General features: G+C 60.1%; 17 protein-coding genes. 7 read left to right on the forward strand and 10 right to left on the reverse strand.

Features of this window, described 5'->3' with window-relative positions:
• Nucleotides 1–20: 20 nt before the first annotated feature.
• A complete protein-coding gene (locus AB4N84_RS12930) occupies nucleotides 21–1,157 on the reverse strand; it encodes an ABC transporter ATP-binding protein (protein WP_460047009.1) in 1,137 nt (378 codons plus the stop codon).
• A gap of 210 nt (nucleotides 1,158–1,367) precedes the next feature.
• A complete protein-coding gene (locus AB4N84_RS12935; RefSeq protein WP_074752521.1) occupies nucleotides 1,368–2,177 on the reverse strand; it encodes a helix-turn-helix transcriptional regulator in 810 nt (269 codons plus the stop codon).
• 321 nt (nucleotides 2,178–2,498) lie between these two features.
• On the opposite strand from AB4N84_RS12935, the gene AB4N84_RS12940 reads away from it, so the two are divergent.
• The 4 genes from AB4N84_RS12940 (at nucleotide 2,499) to AB4N84_RS12955 (ending at nucleotide 8,547) form a co-directional block, all read left to right on the forward strand.
• A complete protein-coding gene (locus AB4N84_RS12940; RefSeq protein WP_074752257.1) occupies nucleotides 2,499–2,795 on the forward strand; it encodes a pyrroloquinoline quinone biosynthesis protein PqqE in 297 nt (98 codons plus the stop codon).
• Between the two features lie 368 nt (nucleotides 2,796–3,163).
• Nucleotides 3,164–4,969 (forward strand): phenylacyl-CoA dehydrogenase, encoded by a 1,806-nt coding sequence (locus AB4N84_RS12945; protein ID WP_460046639.1) that lies wholly within the window; start codon nucleotides 3,164–3,166, stop codon nucleotides 4,967–4,969.
• A 280-nt stretch (nucleotides 4,970–5,249) separates the two neighbouring features.
• Nucleotides 5,250–6,545: a GGDEF domain-containing protein gene (locus tag AB4N84_RS12950; protein WP_460046641.1), complete on the forward strand. Its 1,296-nt coding sequence runs from the start codon at nucleotides 5,250–5,252 to the stop codon at nucleotides 6,543–6,545.
• A 223-nt stretch (nucleotides 6,546–6,768) separates the two neighbouring features.
• Nucleotides 6,769–8,547, forward strand: coding sequence for an acyl-CoA dehydrogenase C-terminal domain-containing protein (locus AB4N84_RS12955; protein ID WP_074752520.1), 1,779 nt, complete (start codon nucleotides 6,769–6,771; stop codon nucleotides 8,545–8,547).
• 247 nt (nucleotides 8,548–8,794) lie between these two features.
• Here AB4N84_RS12955 and AB4N84_RS12960 read toward each other — a convergent pair whose 3' ends face one another.
• Nucleotides 8,795–9,703: a LysR family transcriptional regulator gene (locus tag AB4N84_RS12960; protein WP_460046643.1), complete on the reverse strand. Its 909-nt coding sequence runs from the start codon at nucleotides 9,701–9,703 to the stop codon at nucleotides 8,795–8,797.
• 102 nt (nucleotides 9,704–9,805) lie between these two features.
• Here AB4N84_RS12960 and AB4N84_RS12965 point away from each other — a divergent pair, with 102 nt between their 5' ends.
• The 3 genes from AB4N84_RS12965 to AB4N84_RS12975 all read left to right on the forward strand — a co-directional run bounded on the left by AB4N84_RS12965 (nucleotide 9,806) and on the right by AB4N84_RS12975 (nucleotide 11,552).
• Nucleotides 9,806–10,504, forward strand: coding sequence for an MOSC domain-containing protein (locus tag AB4N84_RS12965; protein WP_074752253.1), 699 nt, complete (start codon nucleotides 9,806–9,808; stop codon nucleotides 10,502–10,504).
• Nucleotides 10,501–11,202 (forward strand): aminotransferase class III-fold pyridoxal phosphate-dependent enzyme, encoded by a 702-nt coding sequence (locus tag AB4N84_RS12970; protein WP_460046645.1) that lies wholly within the window; start codon nucleotides 10,501–10,503, stop codon nucleotides 11,200–11,202. The genes AB4N84_RS12965 and AB4N84_RS12970 overlap by 4 nt, the downstream gene beginning before the upstream one ends.
• 188 nt (nucleotides 11,203–11,390) lie before the next feature.
• Entirely contained in the window at nucleotides 11,391–11,552 is a 162-nt protein-coding gene (locus tag AB4N84_RS12975) for a YqaE/Pmp3 family membrane protein (RefSeq protein ID WP_074752251.1), read from the forward strand.
• 222 nt (nucleotides 11,553–11,774) lie between these two features.
• Here AB4N84_RS12975 and AB4N84_RS12980 read toward each other — a convergent pair whose 3' ends face one another.
• The 7 genes from AB4N84_RS12980 to pqqF form a co-directional block, all read right to left on the reverse strand.
• A complete protein-coding gene (locus AB4N84_RS12980) occupies nucleotides 11,775–13,601 on the reverse strand; it encodes a S9 family peptidase (RefSeq protein WP_460046647.1) in 1,827 nt (608 codons plus the stop codon).
• On the reverse strand, nucleotides 13,567–14,697 hold the full coding sequence (gene pqqE / locus AB4N84_RS12985) for a pyrroloquinoline quinone biosynthesis protein PqqE (RefSeq protein WP_074752518.1): 1,131 nt from the start codon (nucleotides 14,695–14,697) through the stop codon (nucleotides 13,567–13,569). The genes AB4N84_RS12980 and pqqE overlap by 35 nt, the downstream gene beginning before the upstream one ends.
• 34 nt (nucleotides 14,698–14,731) lie before the next feature.
• The gene (gene pqqD, locus AB4N84_RS12990) at nucleotides 14,732–15,007 is read right to left on the reverse strand and encodes a pyrroloquinoline quinone biosynthesis peptide chaperone PqqD (protein ID WP_074752249.1); all 276 of its coding nucleotides are present in this window, start codon (nucleotides 15,005–15,007) and stop codon (nucleotides 14,732–14,734) included.
• A complete protein-coding gene (gene pqqC, locus AB4N84_RS12995; RefSeq protein WP_346832975.1) occupies nucleotides 15,004–15,759 on the reverse strand; it encodes a pyrroloquinoline-quinone synthase PqqC in 756 nt (251 codons plus the stop codon). Before pqqC ends, pqqD begins: the two co-directional genes overlap by 4 nt.
• Before the next feature lie 174 nt (nucleotides 15,760–15,933).
• A complete protein-coding gene (pqqB, locus tag AB4N84_RS13000; RefSeq protein WP_460046649.1) occupies nucleotides 15,934–16,845 on the reverse strand; it encodes a pyrroloquinoline quinone biosynthesis protein PqqB in 912 nt (303 codons plus the stop codon).
• 94 nt (nucleotides 16,846–16,939) lie between these two features.
• Nucleotides 16,940–17,011, reverse strand: coding sequence for a pyrroloquinoline quinone precursor peptide PqqA (gene pqqA / locus AB4N84_RS13005; protein ID WP_008365141.1), 72 nt, complete (start codon nucleotides 17,009–17,011; stop codon nucleotides 16,940–16,942).
• Between the two features lie 156 nt (nucleotides 17,012–17,167).
• Nucleotides 17,168–19,624, reverse strand: a complete 2,457-nt coding sequence (gene pqqF / locus AB4N84_RS13010) for a pyrroloquinoline quinone biosynthesis protein PqqF (RefSeq protein ID WP_460046650.1) — start codon at nucleotides 19,622–19,624, stop codon at nucleotides 17,168–17,170.
• Nucleotides 19,625–19,767: the final 143 nt, after the last annotated feature.

Consider the following 19,767-nt stretch of genomic DNA (forward strand, 5'->3'; position numbering starts at 1 on the left):
GTTGCTCGTTGCTTGATTCGCTACAGGGCCATGGCCAGGCCGCTGGCGTTGTTCCAGCCCACCTGAACGGCGGCGCCGTGTTCAAAACCCGATGGGTCGACCGTGCCCTGACCGCCCGCCCCGTGCTGACGCGGAACACGCACGCAGACGATGCCGAACGGCTGGGTGCGCACGCGGTATTCGGTGATGTTGCCGAGGTAGATGCGGTCCTCGACGCAGCCGTCCAGGGTCACGTCCCGACCGTACAGACCGCCTTTTGCGGCGATGTCGATCAGCTCCGGGCGCACGGCGATGCAGCCCTCGGTGTTGGCGCTCAACGGGGTGCCGTTCGGCGTCAACGGGCTGCTCAGCTCAATGCCTTGTTCTGTGCGCAACACGGCCGAATTGCCCTGTACGTGGCGCACCGTGCCGCTGAACAGATTGGATTCGCCGATGAAGTCGGCGACATAGCGCGTGGCCGGTGCTTCGTAGAGTTGTTCGGGAGAGGCCGTCTGGATGATCGATCCGCTGTGCATGACGCTGATGCTGTCGCTCATCGACAGCGCTTCTTCCTGATCATGGGTGACCAGCACAAACGTGATGCCGACTTCCCGTTGCAAGCGCAGCAGTTCGGACTGCATTTCCTTCCGCAGCTTGCGGTCCAGCGCGGCCAGCGGCTCATCGAGCAAGAGCACGGTGGGTTTGTTCACCAGTGCCCGGGCGAGCGCCACACGCTGTTGCTGACCGCCCGATAATTCGCTCGGCTTGCGATGCCCGAGCCCGGACAGGCGAACCATCTCCAGTGCTTCGTCCGCGCGGCGTTGCTGTTCTTTCTTGTTGGGGCGAGGGGTGAGATAGCGCAGGCCGTAGGCGATGTTTTGCGACACGGTCATGTGAGGGAACAGCGCGTAGTGCTGGAAGACCATGTTCACTGGACGCTGATAAGCCGGCACGCCGGCGACGTTCTTGCCGGCCAGGCGCACTTCGCCGAGGGTCGGCTGATCGAAGCCTGCGATCATGCGCAGCGTGGTGGTCTTGCCGCAGCCGGAGCCGCCGAGGAAGGAGTGAAAGGTGCCGCGCTTGACCTGAAAACTCAGGTTATTGACGGCCTTGAGGTTCCCGTAGTGCTTCTCTACGTTGCAGAACTCGATATCGTTTTCGTGGCGACTGTCGCTCATCATGGGCTCTCGCATTCCGTGCAGGGTTCGCTGCAATGGAGGCCAAACTAGCAATCGCGGTTTTGCGCTGTATATATCCCTTGGGGGATAGAGGTCGTTTCTGGACAGCCGAGTCGAGATCAACTTTCAGGGGGCGATCTTATGTAGGCGCCAGCAAGCCGGCTCCTACAAAGACCAGAGGCAGGGGGCGACAGTTACAAAGGTGTTGGATCAGGCGGAAACGGCGACGTCCGGCCCGGTCAGCTCGCGGATGAACAGCCCCAGAAGCTCGGCCTGACTGCCGATGCCGAGCTTGGCGTAGATGTTTTTGCGATGAATTTTCACAGTGCCTGGACTGATTGAGAGCTGTTCTGCTACCGACGCGCTGGAATGCCCGCGCAGCAACAGGCGAACGATTTCCTGCTCGCGTCCGGTGAGAATGTGATCGCCGAAATGATCGAAAGCAGCGTGGACCTTGAAGTCCAGATCCTGTGCCGAGCGCGGCTGTTGCTCGCGATGCTGACGCCAGGCTTCGGTGATGACCTGTTCGACGATGGCCTGCGCGCACTCGATCAACTGCAGTTCATCGCGACTGAACGCACAGCTGGCCGTGGCGCGCATCAACGACAACACCGCCATGGCGTCACCGCCCAGATCGATGAAGAACGCGACTTCCTCAGCCAGGCCCGTCTGCTGGTAATACGCCAGATAGTATTCGCTGAGGTAGAAGTGGTCGGGGGCGAACTGCCGCAACCGCCACAGGCCTGGCGGTTGTTTGCGTGTACACGCGAGATAAAACGGATCGAGCAGGTAAGGCCCGACCTGATAGTCGTCGACGTAGATCTTGCGTTTGTCGGGAGGGAACGTGTCGAACAACGCCAAAGGACGGTGATTGCCCTCATAAACGAACAGGACGAAGTGGTCGACGGGCGCAATCTGCTTGAGCCACTGACTCAGTCCGCCCAGACGCGCTGCACCCCCCGGAAGATCGAGGAGATGGGCGATTCCGGTGGTCCAGTGTTTCAGTTCCTTTGGGCGCATGGCGGCGTTCGACAGCTGATCCGTGAGAGAAGGGCAGTTCAGCACAGGATGCAGGATGTGCGCCACTGCACAGTTCGAGGGTTTGACTGCGGCGTGCATGGGTCGGACCGGTTAAGGTGATGCCTCGGGTTGTTTCGCGCTGCACCCTTTTCTGGCACCGCGTGTTACCGGTTGCCACGTCTGTGAGGCGTGGAACAGTTGTTCGCAGTTCGGGGTCGTCTCTATTAGCAGGCCCAATGCCATTATTGTTTTTGTCGGGCGTTTTCACCCGTCGTCTGCTTCAATACTGACTGTTCGCTTTATGAACAGAGGACCGTGGTCATGCAAATTTCACTGAACAACACGCTGTATCCAGGCCTGAGTGCTATTCAGGTCGGGCAGAACCGTGTCGATCAGGCCGCCACCCAGTTGGCCAGCCCGGCGACGGAAGTGTCCGGACGCACCCAGTCTTCCGATTTCCAGCTTGAGCGTTTGCGTGCGGTTGATCGTCCCCCGGCCTCCGACATGGCCACCAATATCGTCGAACTGACTCAGGGCAAGATCCAGGTCCAGGCGGGCGTCAAAGTGGAAAAAGCCAGTGACGAAATGCTTGGTACGCTCATCGACACGTACGCCTGACCTCTGCTTGATGCTTTCTCCAACGTGCGCTTAGGTGCACGTTTTCGTTGTGCGCCTTCCTTCTGAATAACGCCTTATCAGCCGTCCGAATCACGGTCTTCTGACGGCCGTTCGCAACGCCTCCTCAACTAGACTCAATGTTATTCGACTCAGCCGGAATCCCGGCTGCGGGCCTGTTCCTGCCTGATGCTCAACGCGCCGACGATGAAAGGTGCGAGACGTACCCTTGACAAGGATTAGGCGTAAACGTATGTTTCAAACACCTGTTTGACCGCCGAGCAAAACAATCGACGTCGGCGTAGGGGCCAGTCCCCGCAGTGACCGAACGGTCATCCAATTCCAGGATTCATCAGCAGAGGTTTATCGCTATGCCTGACTACAAGGCCCCCTTGCGTGATATTCGCTTCGTTCGTGACGAACTGCTTGGTTACGAAGCGCACTATCAGAGTCTGCCAGCATGCCAGGACGCCACGCCTGACATGGTCGACGCCATTCTCGAGGAAGGCGCCAAGTTTTGTGAGCAGGTACTGGCACCGCTGAATCGTGTGGGTGACACCGAAGGCTGCACCTGGAGCGAGTCCGGCGTTAAAACGCCGACCGGCTTCAAAGAAGCGTACAAACAATTCGTCGAAGGTGGCTGGCCAAGCCTGGCCCATGACGTTGCGCACGGCGGCCAAGGCCTGCCTGAGTCGCTGGGTCTGGCCGTCAGCGAAATGGTCGGCGAAGCCAACTGGTCGTGGGGCATGTACCCAGGCCTGTCCCATGGCGCGATGAACACCATCTCCGAGCACGGCACCCCTGAGCAGCAAGAGGCTTACCTGACCAAACTGGTGTCGGGCGAGTGGACCGGCACCATGTGCCTGACCGAACCTCACTGCGGTACCGACCTGGGCATGCTGCGCACCAAGGCCGAGCCTCAGGCTGATGGTTCCTACAAAGTCTCTGGCACCAAGATCTTCATTTCCGCTGGCGAACACGACATGGCCGATAACATCGTCCACATCGTACTGGCCCGCCTGCCTGACGCGCCTGCGGGCACCAAAGGCATCTCGCTGTTCATCGTTCCTAAGTTCCTGCCATCCGCTGACGGTAGCGTCGGTGAGCGCAATGCGGTGAACTGCGGCTCGCTGGAACACAAGATGGGCATCCACGGCAACGCCACCTGCGTGATGAACTTCGACGGCGCCACCGGTTTCCTGATCGGCCCGGCGAACAAAGGCCTGAACTGCATGTTCACCTTTATGAACACCGCGCGTCTGGGCACTGCGTTGCAAGGTCTGGCTCACGCCGAGATCGGCTTCCAGGGTGGTCTGAAATACGCCCGCGAGCGTCTGCAAATGCGTTCGCTGACCGGCCCGAAAGCGCCTGAAAAAGCCGCTGACCCAATCATCGTCCACCCTGACGTACGTCGGATGCTGCTGACCATGAAGGCTTTCGCCGAAGGCACACGTGCGATGGTTTATTTCACGGCCAAACAGGTCGACATCGTCAAATATAGCGATGACGCCGAAGCCAAGAAGCAAGCCGACGGCCTGCTGGCGTTCATGACGCCGATCGCCAAGGCGTTCATGACTGAAGTCGGTTTCGAGTCGGCCAACCACGGCGTGCAGATCTATGGTGGCCACGGCTTTATCGCCGAGTGGGGCATGGAGCAGAACGTGCGCGACAGCCGTATTTCGATGCTGTACGAAGGCACCACCGGCGTTCAGGCTCTCGACCTGCTGGGTCGTAAAGTGCTGATGACGCAGGGCGAGGCGCTGAAGGGCTTCACCAAGATCGTTCACAAGTTCTGCCAGTCGCAGGAAGGCAATGAGGTCGTCAACGAATTCGTGACGCCGCTGGCTGCGCTGAACAAAGAGTGGGGCGAGTTGACCATGAAGGTCGGCATGGCCGCCATGAAAGATCGCGAAGAAGTCGGTGCCGCTTCGGTGGATTACCTGATGTTCTCCGGTTATGTGTGCCTGGCGTACTTCTGGGCTGACATGGCACGTGTTGCAGCCGAAAAACTGGCGGCTGGCACCACGGAAGAAGCGTTCTACACCGCGAAGCTGCAGACCGCTCGTTTCTACTTCCAGCGCATCCTGCCGCGCACCCGCGCGCACGTTGCGGCCATGCTGTCGGGCGCCAACAACCTGATGGACATGAACGAAGAGCACTTCGGCCTGGCTTACTGAGTCAGCCGCAGGCTTTTATCTCAAAGCCGCTTGTCCTTCGGGGTGAGCGGCTTTTTTGTGCGCACCGCCGATCTGCAGGAGCGCGCTTGCCCGCGATCAGGTCAGTACATCCATTGCAATGGTGGTGAATGTGCCATTCATTCGCGGCCAAGCGCGCTCCTACAGGTCTGAGGTGACGCAAAAAAGAGTGATCCATCTCACAAATTCTCCTCATCAAATCTATGATCTGGCCGATACAGGCACAATGCCATTTGATTTGTACAAGTAGGAGACATTCCTCTTGCTGCGCCCTTCCGCCGCACGTCTCAGCCATTTTTTACCGTCACTGGCGTTGTTGATCGCCGGACTCGCGGCTGCGTACGTCAAGGACCTCAACGTCTTCTTCACCTCACTGTTCAACGTGCTCCCCACGTTGGTGCTGTTGCTCGGCGGTGCGTATTGCGGCGTTTATAAACGCCAGCGTGAACTGTTTCTGATGATCACCGTGTACACCGCGTATTTCCTGCTCGACACACAAACCGATTACTACCGGGACAACGGCAAGGTCCGCGACGACGCTGCGGTGGTGTTCCACCTGTGTTGTCTGTTGCTACCGGTAATGTTCGCGCTCTACGCCGCCTGGGAAGAACGCACGCACCTGTTTCAGGACCTCGTCGCCCGTCTGGCCGTTTTCGTGGCGGTGGGCAGCGTGGCGCTTGGGCTTGAGCAAAGCTTCCCCGAAGCGTTGCTGGCCTGGTTGGCCGACATCCGCTGGCCGTCGCTGCACGGCGAGTGGATGAGCCTGATCCAGCTGTCTTACGCGACCTTCCTGATCGCTTTCGCGGTGCTCATCACGCAGTACATCCGCAAACCCCGTCCGCTGCACGCGGCGCAACTGGTGGGTCTGCTCGGACTGTTCTGGGCGTTGCCCAAAACATTCATTCTGCCGTTCACGCTGAACATCATGTGCAGCCAGGTGATGTTGATGATCGCCTCGGCGGTTGCGCACGAGGCCTATCAGATGGCGTTCCGTGACGAGCTGACCGGCTTGCCCGGACGACGCGCACTCAACGAACGGATGCAGCGCCTGGGCCGCAGCTACGTGTTGGCCATGAGCGACGTTGACCATTTCAAGAAATTCAACGACACCCACGGCCACGACGTCGGCGATCAGGTGCTGCGCCTGGTTGCCAGCAAGCTGTCGAAGATCACCAACGGCGGCGGCCGCGCGTATCGCTACGGCGGAGAGGAGTTTGCACTTGTCTTCGCGGGCAAGACGCTGGAGGAGTGCATGCCGCACCTGGAAGTGATTCGCGAAACCATCGCCAACTACTCCATTCACCTGCGTAATCCGGACAGTCGGCCGCAGGATGATCAGCAGGGTCGCCAGCGCCGGGCGGGCTCGCAAGCTTCGACGGTGTCGGTCACGGTCAGCATAGGCGTCGCTGAGCGCCAGCCGGAACATCGCAATCCGGAAGAAGTGCTGAAGGCGGCGGATCAAGCGCTCTATGCGGCCAAAGGTGCGGGCCGAAATTGCGTGATATCACACGGTCAGACGAACAAGCGCGGCGCTGTGAGAATGGCCGCCGCCAGCTGATCCGGATTCCCTTTCCCGTGTAATCAAAGGCTTTCACGGCTCTGTGAAGGCCTTTGAATGCATTCTGGTTTTTTGTGACCTAAATTAGATAAATGGTCACTACCTGACCCTATGTGTCGCAAATGGTGTTCATGTACACTCGGATTCAATGACACATCGACGCCGCTGAATGACTGCGGCGTCCCTTTTTCCGGGTTATTTGCTGCTGTTTGCGAGGTTTGCCATGGCTGACTACAAAGCGCCTTTGCGCGATATGCGCTTCGTCCTGAATGAAGTGTTCGAAGTCTCCAGGCTCTGGGCCACATTGCCCGAGCTGTCCGAAGCGGTGGATGCAGAAACCGTCGAGGCCATTCTCGAAGAGGCCGGCAAGGTCACCGGCAAATCCGTTGCGCCCCTGAGCCGTGCGGCCGACGAAGAAGGCTGCCACTGGAAAGACACCGCCGTGACCACGCCGGCGGGTTTCGTCCAGGCTTACAAAACCTATGCCGAAGGCGGCTGGGTCGGCGTCGGCGGTAACCCTGAGTTTGGCGGCATGGGCATGCCGAAGGCGGTCTCGGCGCAGGTCGAAGAAATGGTCAACTCGTCGAGCCTGGCATTTGGGCTGTATCCGATGCTCACCTCCGGCGCGTGTGTGTCGATCAATAACCACGCCAGTGAGGATTTGAAGGCCACCTACCTGCCAAACATGTATGCGGGTATCTGGGCCGGCTCCATGTGTTTGACCGAGGCGCACGCCGGCACCGATCTGGGGATTATGCGCACAAAGGCCGAGCCTCAGGCTGACGGTTCCTACAAAATCAGCGGCACCAAGATTTTCATCACCGGCGGCGAGCACGACCTCACCGAAAACATCATTCATCTGGTGCTGGCCAAGCTGCCTGATGCGCCCGCGGGCCCGAAAGGCATTTCGCTGTTCCTGGTGCCTAAATTCCTGGTCAACGGTGACGGCAGTCTGGGTGCTCGAAACACGGTTTCCTGCGGCTCGATCGAACACAAAATGGGCATTCAGGCGTCGGCCACCTGCGTGATGAACTTCGATCAGGCCGAGGGCTATCTGGTCGGTGAGCCAAACAAAGGCCTGGCGGCGATGTTCACGATGATGAACTACGAGCGTCTGGGCGTTGGCATTCAGGGTCTGGCCTCGGGCGAGCGCTCCTACCAGAACGCTATCGAATACGCTCGCGATCGCCTGCAAAGCCGTGCGCCGACCGGTGCTCAGTCCAAGGACACCGTTGCCGATCCGATCATCGTTCACCCTGATGTGCGTCGCATGCTGCTGACCATGAAGGCCTTGAACGAAGGCGGCCGTGCGTTCTCTACGTACGTCGCCATGCAACTGGACACCGCCAAGTACAGCGAAGACGCCAGCGTGCGCGAGCGCGCCGATGCGCTGGTTGCGTTGCTGACGCCGGTGGCCAAGGCCTTCCTGACGGACATGGGCCTCGATACCACCGTGCATGGCCAGCAGGTGTTCGGCGGCCACGGCTACATTCGTGAGTGGGGCCAGGAGCAACTGGTGCGTGACGTGCGCATCACCCAGATCTACGAAGGCACCAACGGCATTCAAGCGCTCGACCTGATGGGGCGCAAAGTCGTCGCCAGTGGTGGCGCGTACTACAAGCTGTTCTCCGACGAAATTCGCGCATTCATCGCGTCTTCCGACAGTGCGCTGAGTGAATTCACCAAGCCGTTGGCTGCTGCGTTGACGACGCTTGACGAGCTGACTGACTGGGTCCTCGACCGGGCGCGGACTAACCCGAACGAAATCGGTGCGGCCTCCGTCGAATACCTGCATGCGTTCGGCTACACGGCCTACGCCTACATGTGGGCAATGTCGGCCAAGGCAGCGCTCGGTAAAGAAGCCCAGGAGGATTTCTACGTCAGCAAGCTGGGCACTGCGCGCTTCTACTTCGCGCGTTTGTTGCCGAGAATCCATTCGCTGGCCGCCTCTGTAAAGGCAGGCAGTGAGTCGCTCTATCTGCTGGATGCTTCGCAGTTTTGATCATGTATCCGTCGTGTAAGCATTTGCTTACACGACGTGATGACAAACTGGCTCTATCGCTCTAATGGATCCAAGATTAATCTAACTACATGGACGTCGCGCAGGATGCGCAAACAGACAACATGGACACGTAGGGACTACCTGCCAGGATGGCGGGACGAAAGGGAAGTCACAGGGAAACAGTCTGGAAAACCTCGCCTCGGCGGGGTTTTCTTTTATCTGCGGTTTGAAAATCCCTCCGTCTGCCTCACAACCTCTCCAGCGCGGCCGGTGCGGGATTGACCACTTCTTCCAGTACCGACTTCAGCAGCTCCAGCGTCGTTTGCTGTCGTAGGGCATCTCGATACACAAGTCCGATCTGCAATGGCACCCTCGGTTCGCTCAGCGGTTTCCACAACAGTTCTTCGTTCTCTTGAATATCCTGCGCGCGACCCGGCAGCACGGTGGCAAGCTTCATGTGAGACAAGCTGTCGAGAATGCCGGCCATGTTGTTCAGTTCGGCCTGAACGTGCGGGCGGCGACCCAGATTGCTCAATTGGCTCTGCCAGATCTGCCGCACCTGGAACTCTTCGCCTAAAAGCAGCATGGGCAGTTCGGCCGCCTGGCTCATCGAGACTTTCTTGAATTCGCGCAACGGGTGATTCGCCGGGATGACCAGCTTCAGTTCGTCTTCGTACAGCAGCATGCCATGCAGCCCAGGCTGACGGGGCGGCAGGTAGCTGATGCCGATGTCCAGCGAGCCGTTTAGCAGGCGACGCTCGATTTCCATCGCGCTCAGTTCGTAGATCTGCACCACCAGATGCGGCTGCTCCTTGCGCACGTGTTCAAGCATCTGCGGAACCAGGCTGGAGTGCACGGTCTGCATCACGCCGATGGCCAGCGTCCGTTGCGACTGACCCTTGAAGTTGCGCAGTGCATCGCGGGCGCGCTGCATCCCTTCAAGCAGCGGGACGGCATGGTTGTATAACGTGTGCGCGGCGAGGGTTGGCAGGAGACGTTTACTGCTGCGTTCGAACAGGCTGACGTCGAGGCCGTGTTCGAGTAGACGAATCTGTTGCGAAAGGGCCGGTTGCGACAACGACAGACGCTCGGCAGCGCGGCCGACATGACCTTCTTCGTAGACCGCGACGAAATAACGCAGTTGGCGAAAATCCATAAGTAAGTCTTATCGAAATGGCTGGAAAATCGAAATGGTCGTTTTGACGCACGAGGCATAGTCTACCCCCAACTCACGAGGGTTACAGGGCCATAACGCGCAATGAACAGTGTCCAGGTCGAAGGTGTTTACATAGGTAAAGCGAAAAATCTGGGTCATGGATTGATCAGCGATATCGACAAGCACCGATTGGACCGGCGCTTATGGCTCTGGCCGCAGGGGCTTGGCACCGACGAACACGGTGACCCGCGCTTCCATACCGGGCCGGAGCGCGCCCTGCATCACTATCCCTCCGAACACTATGAATACTGGCGCAAGCATTACCCGCACATTGACTGGCGCGCACCGGCGTTCGGCGAAAATCTCTCTTCCCACGGCCTGACCGAAGAACATGCCTGCCTGGGCGACATGTTTCGTTGGGGCGGGGCGTTGCTGCAGATCAGCCAGCCGCGCTCGCCGTGCTATCGCCTGAGTCACAGTTGGGGGATTGAGGACCTGCCGCAACATGCGCAGGACACCGGGCGCTGCGGCTGGTTTTACCGGGTGCTGAAGCCCGGCTTCGTCAGCCCCGATGATTCCTTCGAATTGATTCAGCGCAGCTATCCGGGTCTGACGATCGCGTGGGCGTTGCGCAGTTTTTACCAGGAGCCGCTGGAGCATGCGGGCCTGAAAAAACTGGTCGACTGCCCGGCGCTGTCTTCTCGCTGGCGGGACATCGCCCTCAAACGCCTGCGCACCGGACGCGTCGAGGACTGGAGCGATCGTCTGCTGGGCCTGCCACTGGAAGGGCTGCGCGCATGAATCTGTTCAAACTGTTGCGAAGGACTGACGCCGATCGCGCCGTCCCCGTTGATTCTCCGGCGTTGCTATCGCCTCTTCAGCGCCTGCGCCAACGCACCGGCAGCGATCAGGCAGGGTTGTTCGCTGATGAAGAGGGTGCGTTTGGCGGCGCAATGACGCTGGCGCGCAAGTGGGGCGAGCATCATCGCCGTGGCCAGTGTGGTGTGGTCGTCGCCAGCGGTGGTCGTTTTGATCCGCTGATTGCGTCAATGGCGACAGGGTTCAGCCGTGTGCCTTTCAACGACTTGGCCGCGATGGCTGCGGCAGTGGATTCCACCACGGTCGCGGTCGTGCTGGAGCCGATTCAAGGTGAAAGTGTCATTACGCCCGCGTCGCAGGCGTATGTGCAGGGCGTGGCCAAGCTCTGCCGCGAGCTGAACATTCTGCTGATTTTCAATGAAGCGCGCGGCACGGTCGGGCAACAGGGCGGCCTGCTCTGCGAAGACTTCTACGGCGTGCGTGCCGATATCGTTGTACTGGGTGACCATTCCAATCGCAGCCCGCGCAGCGCGGCGTTATTGGCCCGTGGCGCTGCGTGCACTGCAGTGGTCGACGAGCTGCCGGGCTGGGTGGAGGAACCCTCCTCGATACAACCCGCGCGTCCACGCCCACCCGCCAAGCCGCAACGGCACGCGGTGCCTAGCGCACTCATGGCCTAGTCCGTCTCTGAAATCCGTATACCGTCTTGCGTTTCGTACGCTTCGCCCTGCACCGGTCTCCTGGGTGCGGGGCGTTTTTTGTGCTCGTTGATGGCGTGTTGCTATGCGTGGCGGAACCCCTGCAATCGCGCAATGTCGATTAGCTGTGTGGCCCGAATGGGCCATCTTCTCAATCAGGAGCTTCACCCATGGACATCATTCGCATCATCATCGCCATCCTGCTGCCACCCTTGGGCGTGTTCCTGCAAGTCGGCTTCGCGGGCGCCTTTTGGCTCAATATCCTGCTGACCCTGCTCGGTTACATCCCTGGCATAATCCACGCGGTGTACATCATTGCCAGCCGGAAGTAATTCCGGCGCCGCACGCATTTACCGAATCTGCTGCCGCTTCGCGCCAGATCGCGGGACAAGCCACGCTCCTACGGTCTCCGGCCAGAAGCGGTGTCTCGATAAACCCAAGATCGTGATCTGGCGATGTGCTGCGTGCTGCTGATTCACGCCGAAACTGTAGGAGCGTGGCTTGTCCCGCGATCTGCCGCGCAGCGGCAGCAAAATCAGCCGCCGCGTGTTTCCTCAGTTGCCCATCACCTTGCGGTAGAACGCCCATTCGGTTTCCAGTGCGTGAGCCAGGTTGCTGGCTTTGCGAAAGCCGTGGCGTTCTTCGGGATAGAAATGGCCTTCGGCGGCGATGCCTTTTTCCAGAAGGGCGTTGAGCATGTCGCGGGTCTGGGCGGGGACGACCACGGCGTCGAGCTCACCTTGAAAGAAGATCACCGGCACTTTGATCTGGTCGGCATGCAGCAACGGCGTGCGTTCGCGGTAGCGGGCCATGTCGATGTCCGGGTCGCCGATCAGCCAATCCAGATAATCGGCCTCAAACTTATGGGTGGCTTCAGCCAGCGCCAAGGGATCGCTGACGCCGTACAGACTCGCGCCCGCGCGGAACACGTCCTTGAACGCCAGCGCACACAGGGTTGTGTAACCGCCTGCACTGCCGCCACGAATGAAGGCGTTGTTCGGGTCGATCAGGCCTCTTTCCCCCAAGTGTTCGACGACTGCGCAAGCGTCTTCAACGTCGACCACGCCCCATTCCAGAAACAACGCCTGCCGATACGCGCGGCCATAACCGGTGCTGCCTCGATAGTTGAGGTCGGCGACCGCGAAGCCGCGTTGCGTCCAGAACTGGATGCGCGGGTCGAGCACGGGATAACAGGCAGATGTCGGACCGCCGTGGACGAACACCACCAGCGGGGGTTTGTCCTCCCCATTCATGGCGGGGTAGAAGTAACCGTGCGCTTCGGCCTTGCCGCTGGGGTAGCGCAGCGGTTGCGGGCGACTGATACGGTCGGCGGGTAACGGCGCGACACCGCCCGCCAGCACGTTCACGCGTTTGTCCGAGCGACTGACCGCCACCACGGCTGCAGGCTTGATTGCCGAGGCAGCGATGCAATAGAGGTATTGATCGTCAACCGCCAGGCTGCGGAAGCGGGTGTATTCACCGCTGAAGTCTTCCAGCGAGCCGTCCGCCGCACGCAATCCCAATAAGCCTGTGCCGTCTTCCGACCAGCTCGCCAGATAAGCGCCATCGTTCAGCGGCAGCCAGCTCGAACCCCCCAGTTGCCAAGGCGCAGGCGCGTGGTCTGCTTTGGCGGCGGGCAACGCTTCGAAGCCGTCCAGCGTTTCCACCCACGGCTGCCAGAAACCGGCGCGATCGGTCAGGCAATACAACCGACCGGCGTCGTCGAAGCGAGGTTGCTGCAGCGCTTCCAGGCCCAAACCGCCAGCGAGGCAATGGGCGCGGCCCCAATGGCCATCGGGTTGACGCTCGACGCTCATCAGTCGCGTGGAGGTCCAGGGTTGGTGCGGGCGCCACCACTCGATCCACACCAGGCGATCACCATTCGGGCTCAGGGTGGGCGATGCATAAAAGTCGGCGCCTTCTGCCAGCACTTTACGGCGGCCGTCCACGAGGGCGATGGAGACCAGACGATGAACGTCATGATCTTCCTCAACGGCCAGAATGTGCCCACGCGCACATCGGACATCGCCGTAGCGTTTGTCGCCTTGAGTCAGGGCATGTGGCGTGGGGGAGTCGAAGAGCTGCAGGTAGATCTGTTGATCGGCTTCGTTGACGAAGACGACCGTATCGTCGGTCAGGCAGAACGAGCCTCCGCCGTATTCGTAGACGCGGCTGCGAACACTGAAACCCTCCGGTGTCAGGCATGAAAGGGCGCCGTTGCTCCAGCGCCAGATGCGTGAGGCCGCGTCCTGCGGGCGGAATTCATTCCAGAAAAGGCCAGCGGGACTGACGCTCAGTTCAGCGAAATCGATCCCTGCCGCCACAGCCTCGGCAGCAGAGAACAGGTCAGGATTTTGCGATGAGGCGCGAGTTTCGTTCATTGCGGAAGGCCAGTTGCTCGATGGTCTGGCTAGCATACTCGGCTTCGTCGCGGGCTTGGGTGATGAGGTTGTGCTGAGGCGATTTGCTGCACACCGGGTCCGCGTTGCTGGCGTCGCCCGTGAGCATGAAGGCCTGACAGCGGCATCCGCCGAAGTCTTTTTCCTTCTCATCACAGGAGCGGCAGGGCTCCTTCATCCATTCGTAACCGCGAAAACGGTTGAAGCCGAAGGAGTCGTACCAAATGTGCTGCAGGGTGTGGTCGCGCACATTCGGGAACTGGATGGGCATCTGTCGCGCGCCGTGGCAAGGCAGGGCGGTGCCGTCCGGGGTGACGGTCAGGAACAGATTGCCCCAGCCGTTCATGCAGGCTTTCGGGCGTTCCTCGTAGTAGTCGGGCGTCACGAAAATCAGTTTGACCGGATGATTGTCGACAGCCAGTTTCTCGCGGTACTCATTGGTGATGCGTTCGGCACGCACCAACTGATCCTGGGTAGGCAGTAACCCGACGCGATTCAGGTGCGCCCAGCCGTAGAACTGGCAGGTCGCCAACTCGACGAAGTCCGCTTCCAGCGCCACGCAGAGCTCGATGATCTTGTCGATCTTGTCGATGTTGTGCCGGTGCGTCACGAAGTTGAGCACCATCGGGTAGCCGTGCTTCTTCACTGCGCGGGCCATCTCAAGCTTCTGCGCGAAGGCCTTTTTCGAGCCGGCGAGCATGTTGTTCACTTGCTCGTCGCTGGCTTGAAAGCTGATCTGGATATGGTCCAGACCGGCTTCCTTGAAGTCGATGATCTTCTGCTCGGTCAAGCCGATGCCGGAGGTGATCAGGTTGGTGTAGAAACCCAGCCGTCGAGCCTCCGCGATCAGCTCGGCCAGGTCCTGCCGCACCAGCGGCTCACCGCCAGAAAATCCGATCTGCGCGGCACCCATCTGCCGGGCTTCGGCCATCACCTTGAACCACTGCTCGGTGCTCAGTTCCTGCCCCTGTTTGGCAAAATCCAGCGGGTTGGAGCAGTACGGGCATTGCAGTGGGCAGCGATAGGTCAGCTCGGCGAGCAGCCACAGTGGCAGGCCGACGGCGGGCGTCGGGGGAATGTAAGGCTGCGTATGCACTGGCGCTGAACCAGGCTCAGGCGAGTTCGATCCAGTGTTCTGCACGAGCGACCTCCATGAATTGCTCGACGTCGATGCCGAGCTCGGGAACGCCGGGGAATTTTTCATCAAGCAGGCCGATAATCGCACCCACCGTACGCTGACCATCGATCAGGCCACCGATCTCGCTGGCGCTTTCGTTGAGCTTGATCATGCCCTCCGGGTACAGCAACACGTGGCCATTCTGCGCCGGCTCGAACTGGAAACGGTAACCCCGGCGCCAGCTGGGCACTTGTTCGCGATTGAAACTCATAGGGCAATTCCTTTGTGCCAGACGCGCTGGTCAGTGACGCTGTGATAAGGCGGGCGATTCAGCTCGTACGCCATGGTCATGGCGTCCAGCATGCTCCACAAAATGTCGAGTTTGAACTGCAGGATTTCCAGCATGCGTTGCTGACCTTCCCACGTCGTGTAGTGCTGCAACGTGATCGCCAGCCCGTGCTCGACATCGCGACGTGCCTGGCCGAGGCGTGTGCGGAAGTATTCGTAGCCGGCCGGATCGATCCACGGGTAGTGCTGCGGCCAGCTGTCCAGCCGCGACTGGTGGATCTGCGGGGCGAACAGTTCGGTCAGCGAGCTGCTGGCCGCTTCCTGCCAGTTGGCGCGACGGGCGAAATTCACGTACGCATCGACGGCAAATCGTACGCCCGGCAGGACCAGTTCCTGCGAGCGCAGTTGATCCGGGTCCAGCCCGACGGCCTGTCCCAGACGCAACCAGGCCTCGATACCGCCGTCTTCTCCGGGCGCGCCGTCGTGGTCGAGCAGGCGCTGAATCCACTCGCGACGAATCTCGCGGTCGGGGCAGTTGGCCAGAATCGCCGCGTCTTTCAGGGGGATGTTCACCTGATAGTAGAAGCGGTTGGCGACCCAGCCCTGAATCTGCTCGCGGGTCGCACGGCCTTCGTACATCGCCACGTGGAACGGGTGGTAGATGTGGTAATACGCACCCTTGGCACGCAAGGCCTGTTCGAATTCAGCGGGTGACAGCGGCTTTGCTTCGCTCATGTCGGCATGTTCCTTACCCATTTATCACAGATCCTGTGGGTATATTTCTGTGGGAGCGAATTCATTCGCGAAAATGGATCGAGCGACGGAAATGCGTCGCCTGGAAGACCATCGCGAATAAATTCGCTCCCACAGTTCGAGTCCACGGTTGAGCTCAGTCTTTAACGATCAGCTTTAAAGCTCGATGCTCATGCCATCAAACGCCACTTCAACCTCACGGCGGGCCAGCTCTGCGCGCTCGGGCGAATCCTCGTCGAGGATCGGGTTGGTGTTGTTGATGTGGATGAGCACCTTGCGCTGTCGGGGCAGTTTTTCCAGCACTTCCAGCATGCCGCCGGGGCCGTTTTGCGCCAGGTGACCCATCTCCGTGCCGGTTCGCGTGCCAACGCCTCGGCGCTTCATCTCATCGTCGTCCCACATCGTGCCGTCCACCAGCAGACAGTCGGCGCCGCTCATCTTTTCCATGAGGGCATCATCGACCTTGCCCAGGCCCGGTGCGTAGAACAATTTGCCGCCGGTGCGAAGGTCTTCGACCATCAGCCCGATGTTGTCACCGGGGTGTGGGTCGAAGCGGTGAGGCGAGTAGGGCGGGGCGGCGCTGCGCAGCGGAAACGGCGTGAAGCGCAGGTTCGGGCAGGCGGGAATGACGAAGCTGCCTTCCAGCTCGATGCGGTTCCAGTCCAGACCGCCATTCCAGTGCTTGAGCATGGTGAACAGCGGAAAGCCTGTGGTCAGGTCTTCATGGACCATCTCAGTGCACCAGACCTGATGCGGACAACCTTCGCGCAGGCTCAGCAGGCCGGTGGTGTGGTCGATCTGGCTGTCCATCAGGATGATCGCGCTGATGCCCGTGTCACGCAGGCCCCGATTGGGTTGCATGGGGGCGAAGCCTTGCAGTTGAGCGCGAATGTCGGGGGAGGCGTTGCACAGGACCCAGTTCACGCCGTCGTCCGACAGGGCAATGGACGACTGAGTGCGAGCGTGCGCCCGCAGGCTGCCGTCGCGAAAGCCTGCGCAGTTGACGCAGTTGCAGTTCCATTGAGGGAAACCGCCGCCCGCCGCCGAGCCGAGAATCTGGATGTGCATGTGTGCTCCGTACCGAGTGGGCTGCTGCGCCCGAAAATCTGAAATCCTCTAACAAAAAAGCCCCGGCGAACCGAGGCTTCTCACCGCGCAGAAATCAACGGCTTGCGAAGTACATGGTGACTTCAAAGCCGATACGCAGATCAGTGTAAGCAGGTTTAGTCCACATAAAAGACTCCTTCTGGGTTAATGCAAGGGTGGGTAAGTACATCTTTAGTACACCTGCGAGAGGAGACGTTCAAATGCTTAGGGAGCTATGTTACTAAAAATAACGCCGTCCCAACGATGAAATATCAGATAAAGCTTTTTGCATTTCCCGCAAGGATCATCTGGCTGCAGGTGCCGCCACGCCTGGGCTGGGGCGATTGGACAGGCACAAGACCGTGGTTTCAGGTAGCGCTACCCGACTGGCGGCGCGCTTCAGTTCTTCGGGCTGCAAATGTGCAAACGAATGTTGCAGACGCTCAAGGTAATGCGCTGAATGCCCGGCCAGGTGAGCCTGCCACAGCATTTCGGCCGCCTGCGAACTGTCCAGGGTCGCGGGATCGAGTTGGCTCTGAAGCGCGGTGATCTGCGCGGGGAGGTGAGCGTCTTTGATCCGGTCAGGCAGTGTCACCATGAAGGACTCGATGTGGTCGATCAACTGTCCGGCGCTGGCGCTGGGTGATTGCACGCCAAACAACAGCCCGCTTTGCCCGGCAATCTGTCGGAAACCGCTGAATACTGCGTAGCCCAGTTGCAGTTCGACACGCAGGCGCTGATAGAACGGCGCTTGTACCAACTGTGCGAACAATCGCCACATCGCCTCGTCTTCGATCAGTGTCGACGGCGTCGGGTAGAACACCAGCACCGCATCTTCGGAGGCATCCGACGTCTCGTGTTGCCAGCGTTTGCCCGGCGCCAGGACGGGTGGGTGATTGGGTTTTTCCTCGGCGACACCGGGCATCAGCCGCAGGGCGTGAGCGAGTTCGCGTTGGGCGATCTCATCCAGACCGGTCGCGAAGTCGATCCAGCGGGCGTTGGCCCAGATGCTTTCCACGTCTCGGGTTTCTGCGGTGTTGATGCTGTTCAAAAAATGATCAGGAAGCGTTTTGAGCAGTTGGCGAATCGGGATCGGCGCAGGCTCCTGGCTGGGTTGTCCATAACGCGAGAGCGTCTGTGCGTCTGGCTGACCGAGCAACCGCAGCGCCTGTTCCAGCACGGCGGGAAGTGGTTCAGCCAGACCACTCGCTTTCAACTGCCAGAAGTTTCCGTAAGCGCTGAAAGTCAGCGCCACGCCTGCTTGCCGGGCATCGGCGGTCAGCGATTTCAGGCTGTCGTTGAGCAGGAGGGCGAGCTTTGGCTGCGGTGCAGGCAGCGTCCAGCGAAGATAGGCGGTGGCTTCGCCGTTGGCTGGCAGCACTTCACTGAAGGTCAATGACGGCAGCGGCGCCGTGAGGCTTTCTGTCTGAAGGTTTGGTCGCAGAAAAGGATTGGGCTCGGGCAGCCGCCAGTCGGCGCTCAGCAAGGGGCGTTCCGCGACTTCAGGACTTGGCTGCAACAGCGTCTGCGGCGTGAGGGTTTCGAGCAACGCATCCACGGCACGAATTGCCTGATCCGATAGACCGGGTTCAGTTGTCGTCTCGCCGCTGTAATGTCGGGCAAGCGCCAATGCGCCATCGACGGCAAGGCGACGTTGTTCGAGCAGGGCGTATTCGTTGAGCAATGGGTGGTAATGCGCTTTGAAGAAGGTCAGCCAGTTGAGTAGCAGGTCTGAAATCTGCGTGCGCACCTCTGACGTCTTCGCGGGCAAGCGCGCTCCTACAGTGAAAGGCGTTCCTTCCGTAGCGAGGACGTCGGTGATCACCGCTTCGACGCTGATCAAAACCTGCCCGTCAAACTCGTACAACACTTCTGCCGTGAGCGATTCGATCAACCGCCGATCGCGCAGTGTCGCCACCAGGCCGCCCGGCTGCGCGTTATTCATCCAGGTGCAGAGAAACGCGGCAGCCTGCTCATGACCTTGTGGCAATCCCTCGCAGGCGAACATCAGATGGACCTGTCTCGGAGCCTCTTGTGCGTGCGCCCCGGCGGAGGTGTCCATCAGTGCCGGAGGTGTGTGCTGATCAATCCGACGGCCCTTGGCGAAATAGCTTCCGTAGGTCTCGGCCAGCGCCTGCAATGCTTCCAGCGATTGCGGTCCCGCCAGGCTCAAGGTCATCTGACCTGCTTGGTAGAACTGCCGGTAGAAATCCTGCAACGCCCGCTGAAACGCCGGACGCGGGACCGGCAGACTGAAGCGGTTCCCCGCATGAAACCAGCGAAGGGGATGCAAGGGCGATATCGGCTGCAGCCGTTTCAGATGATTGCGTGACGCGGCGTCTCGCGACCAGGCGATGAACTCCGCATGCAGCACCTCCCGTTCACGCAACTGATCGGCCATCGTCAGGCGCGGGTGAGCCAGCATCTCGCACAACCGGTCCAGACCCTCGGCAAACACGGCCGCCGGTAACTCGAAAAAGAAGTCAGTGGTGCGTTCTCGGGTGCTGGCGTTGAGCTGCCCGCCATGGCGCTGGACGTAGGCCATCAGATTTTCGTCGGCGGGAAAACGCTCGGTCCCGAGAAAGAACAGATGCTCAAGAAAGTGCGCCAGTCCTGGCCACTGTTCGGGCACATCATGACTGCCTGCCGCTACCCGCAAAGCCGCCGCACACCGTTTCAGACGCGGCGCCGAACACAGCGACACGCGCAGGCCGTTGGAAAGGGTCAGCGAACGTTGGGTGGATGAATCAGAGACAGGCATGACGTTTTCCGCAGCGCTCGGGAAAGTGAGTGGTCATGCTAGCGGATAACGGCAGAAAGGGTGCGGAGCACGCCTGATTCGGAGGTACGCCAGCACCCTGTGGGAGCGAATTCATTCGCGATTGGCCAATGCAGGCGACACAT

Source organism: Pseudomonas sp. S2_H01 (genome assembly GCF_054668305.1).

Bases quoted from the DNA above. Each gene is read 5' to 3' on its own strand.
- AB4N84_RS12945 (WP_460046639.1), top strand. From the start codon at position 3,164: ATGCCTGACTACAAGGCCCCCTTGCGTGATATTCGCTTCGTTCGTGAC.
- AB4N84_RS12930 (WP_460047009.1), bottom strand. From the start codon at position 1,157: ATGAGCGACAGTCGCCACGAAAACGATATCGAGTTCTGCAACGTAGAG.
- AB4N84_RS12980 (WP_460046647.1), bottom strand. From the start codon at position 13,601: ATGAACGAAACTCGCGCCTCATCGCAAAATCCTGACCTGTTCTCTGCT.
- pqqF (WP_460046650.1), bottom strand. From the start codon at position 19,624: ATGCCTGTCTCTGATTCATCCACCCAACGTTCGCTGACCCTTTCCAAC.
- AB4N84_RS12935 (WP_074752521.1), bottom strand. From the start codon at position 2,177: ATGCGCCCAAAGGAACTGAAACACTGGACCACCGGAATCGCCCATCTC.
- pqqD (WP_074752249.1), bottom strand. From the start codon at position 15,007: ATGAGTTTCAATCGCGAACAAGTGCCCAGCTGGCGCCGGGGTTACCGT.
- AB4N84_RS12960 (WP_460046643.1), bottom strand. From the start codon at position 9,703: ATGGATTTTCGCCAACTGCGTTATTTCGTCGCGGTCTACGAAGAAGGT.
- AB4N84_RS12955 (WP_074752520.1), top strand. From the start codon at position 6,769: ATGGCTGACTACAAAGCGCCTTTGCGCGATATGCGCTTCGTCCTGAAT.
- AB4N84_RS12965 (WP_074752253.1), top strand. From the start codon at position 9,806: ATGAACAGTGTCCAGGTCGAAGGTGTTTACATAGGTAAAGCGAAAAAT.
- AB4N84_RS12940 (WP_074752257.1), top strand. From the start codon at position 2,499: ATGCAAATTTCACTGAACAACACGCTGTATCCAGGCCTGAGTGCTATT.
- pqqC (WP_346832975.1), bottom strand. From the start codon at position 15,759: ATGAGCGAAGCAAAGCCGCTGTCACCCGCTGAATTCGAACAGGCCTTG.
- pqqB (WP_460046649.1), bottom strand. From the start codon at position 16,845: ATGCACATCCAGATTCTCGGCTCGGCGGCGGGCGGCGGTTTCCCTCAA.
- AB4N84_RS12970 (WP_460046645.1), top strand. From the start codon at position 10,501: ATGAATCTGTTCAAACTGTTGCGAAGGACTGACGCCGATCGCGCCGTC.
- AB4N84_RS12975 (WP_074752251.1), top strand. From the start codon at position 11,391: ATGGACATCATTCGCATCATCATCGCCATCCTGCTGCCACCCTTGGGC.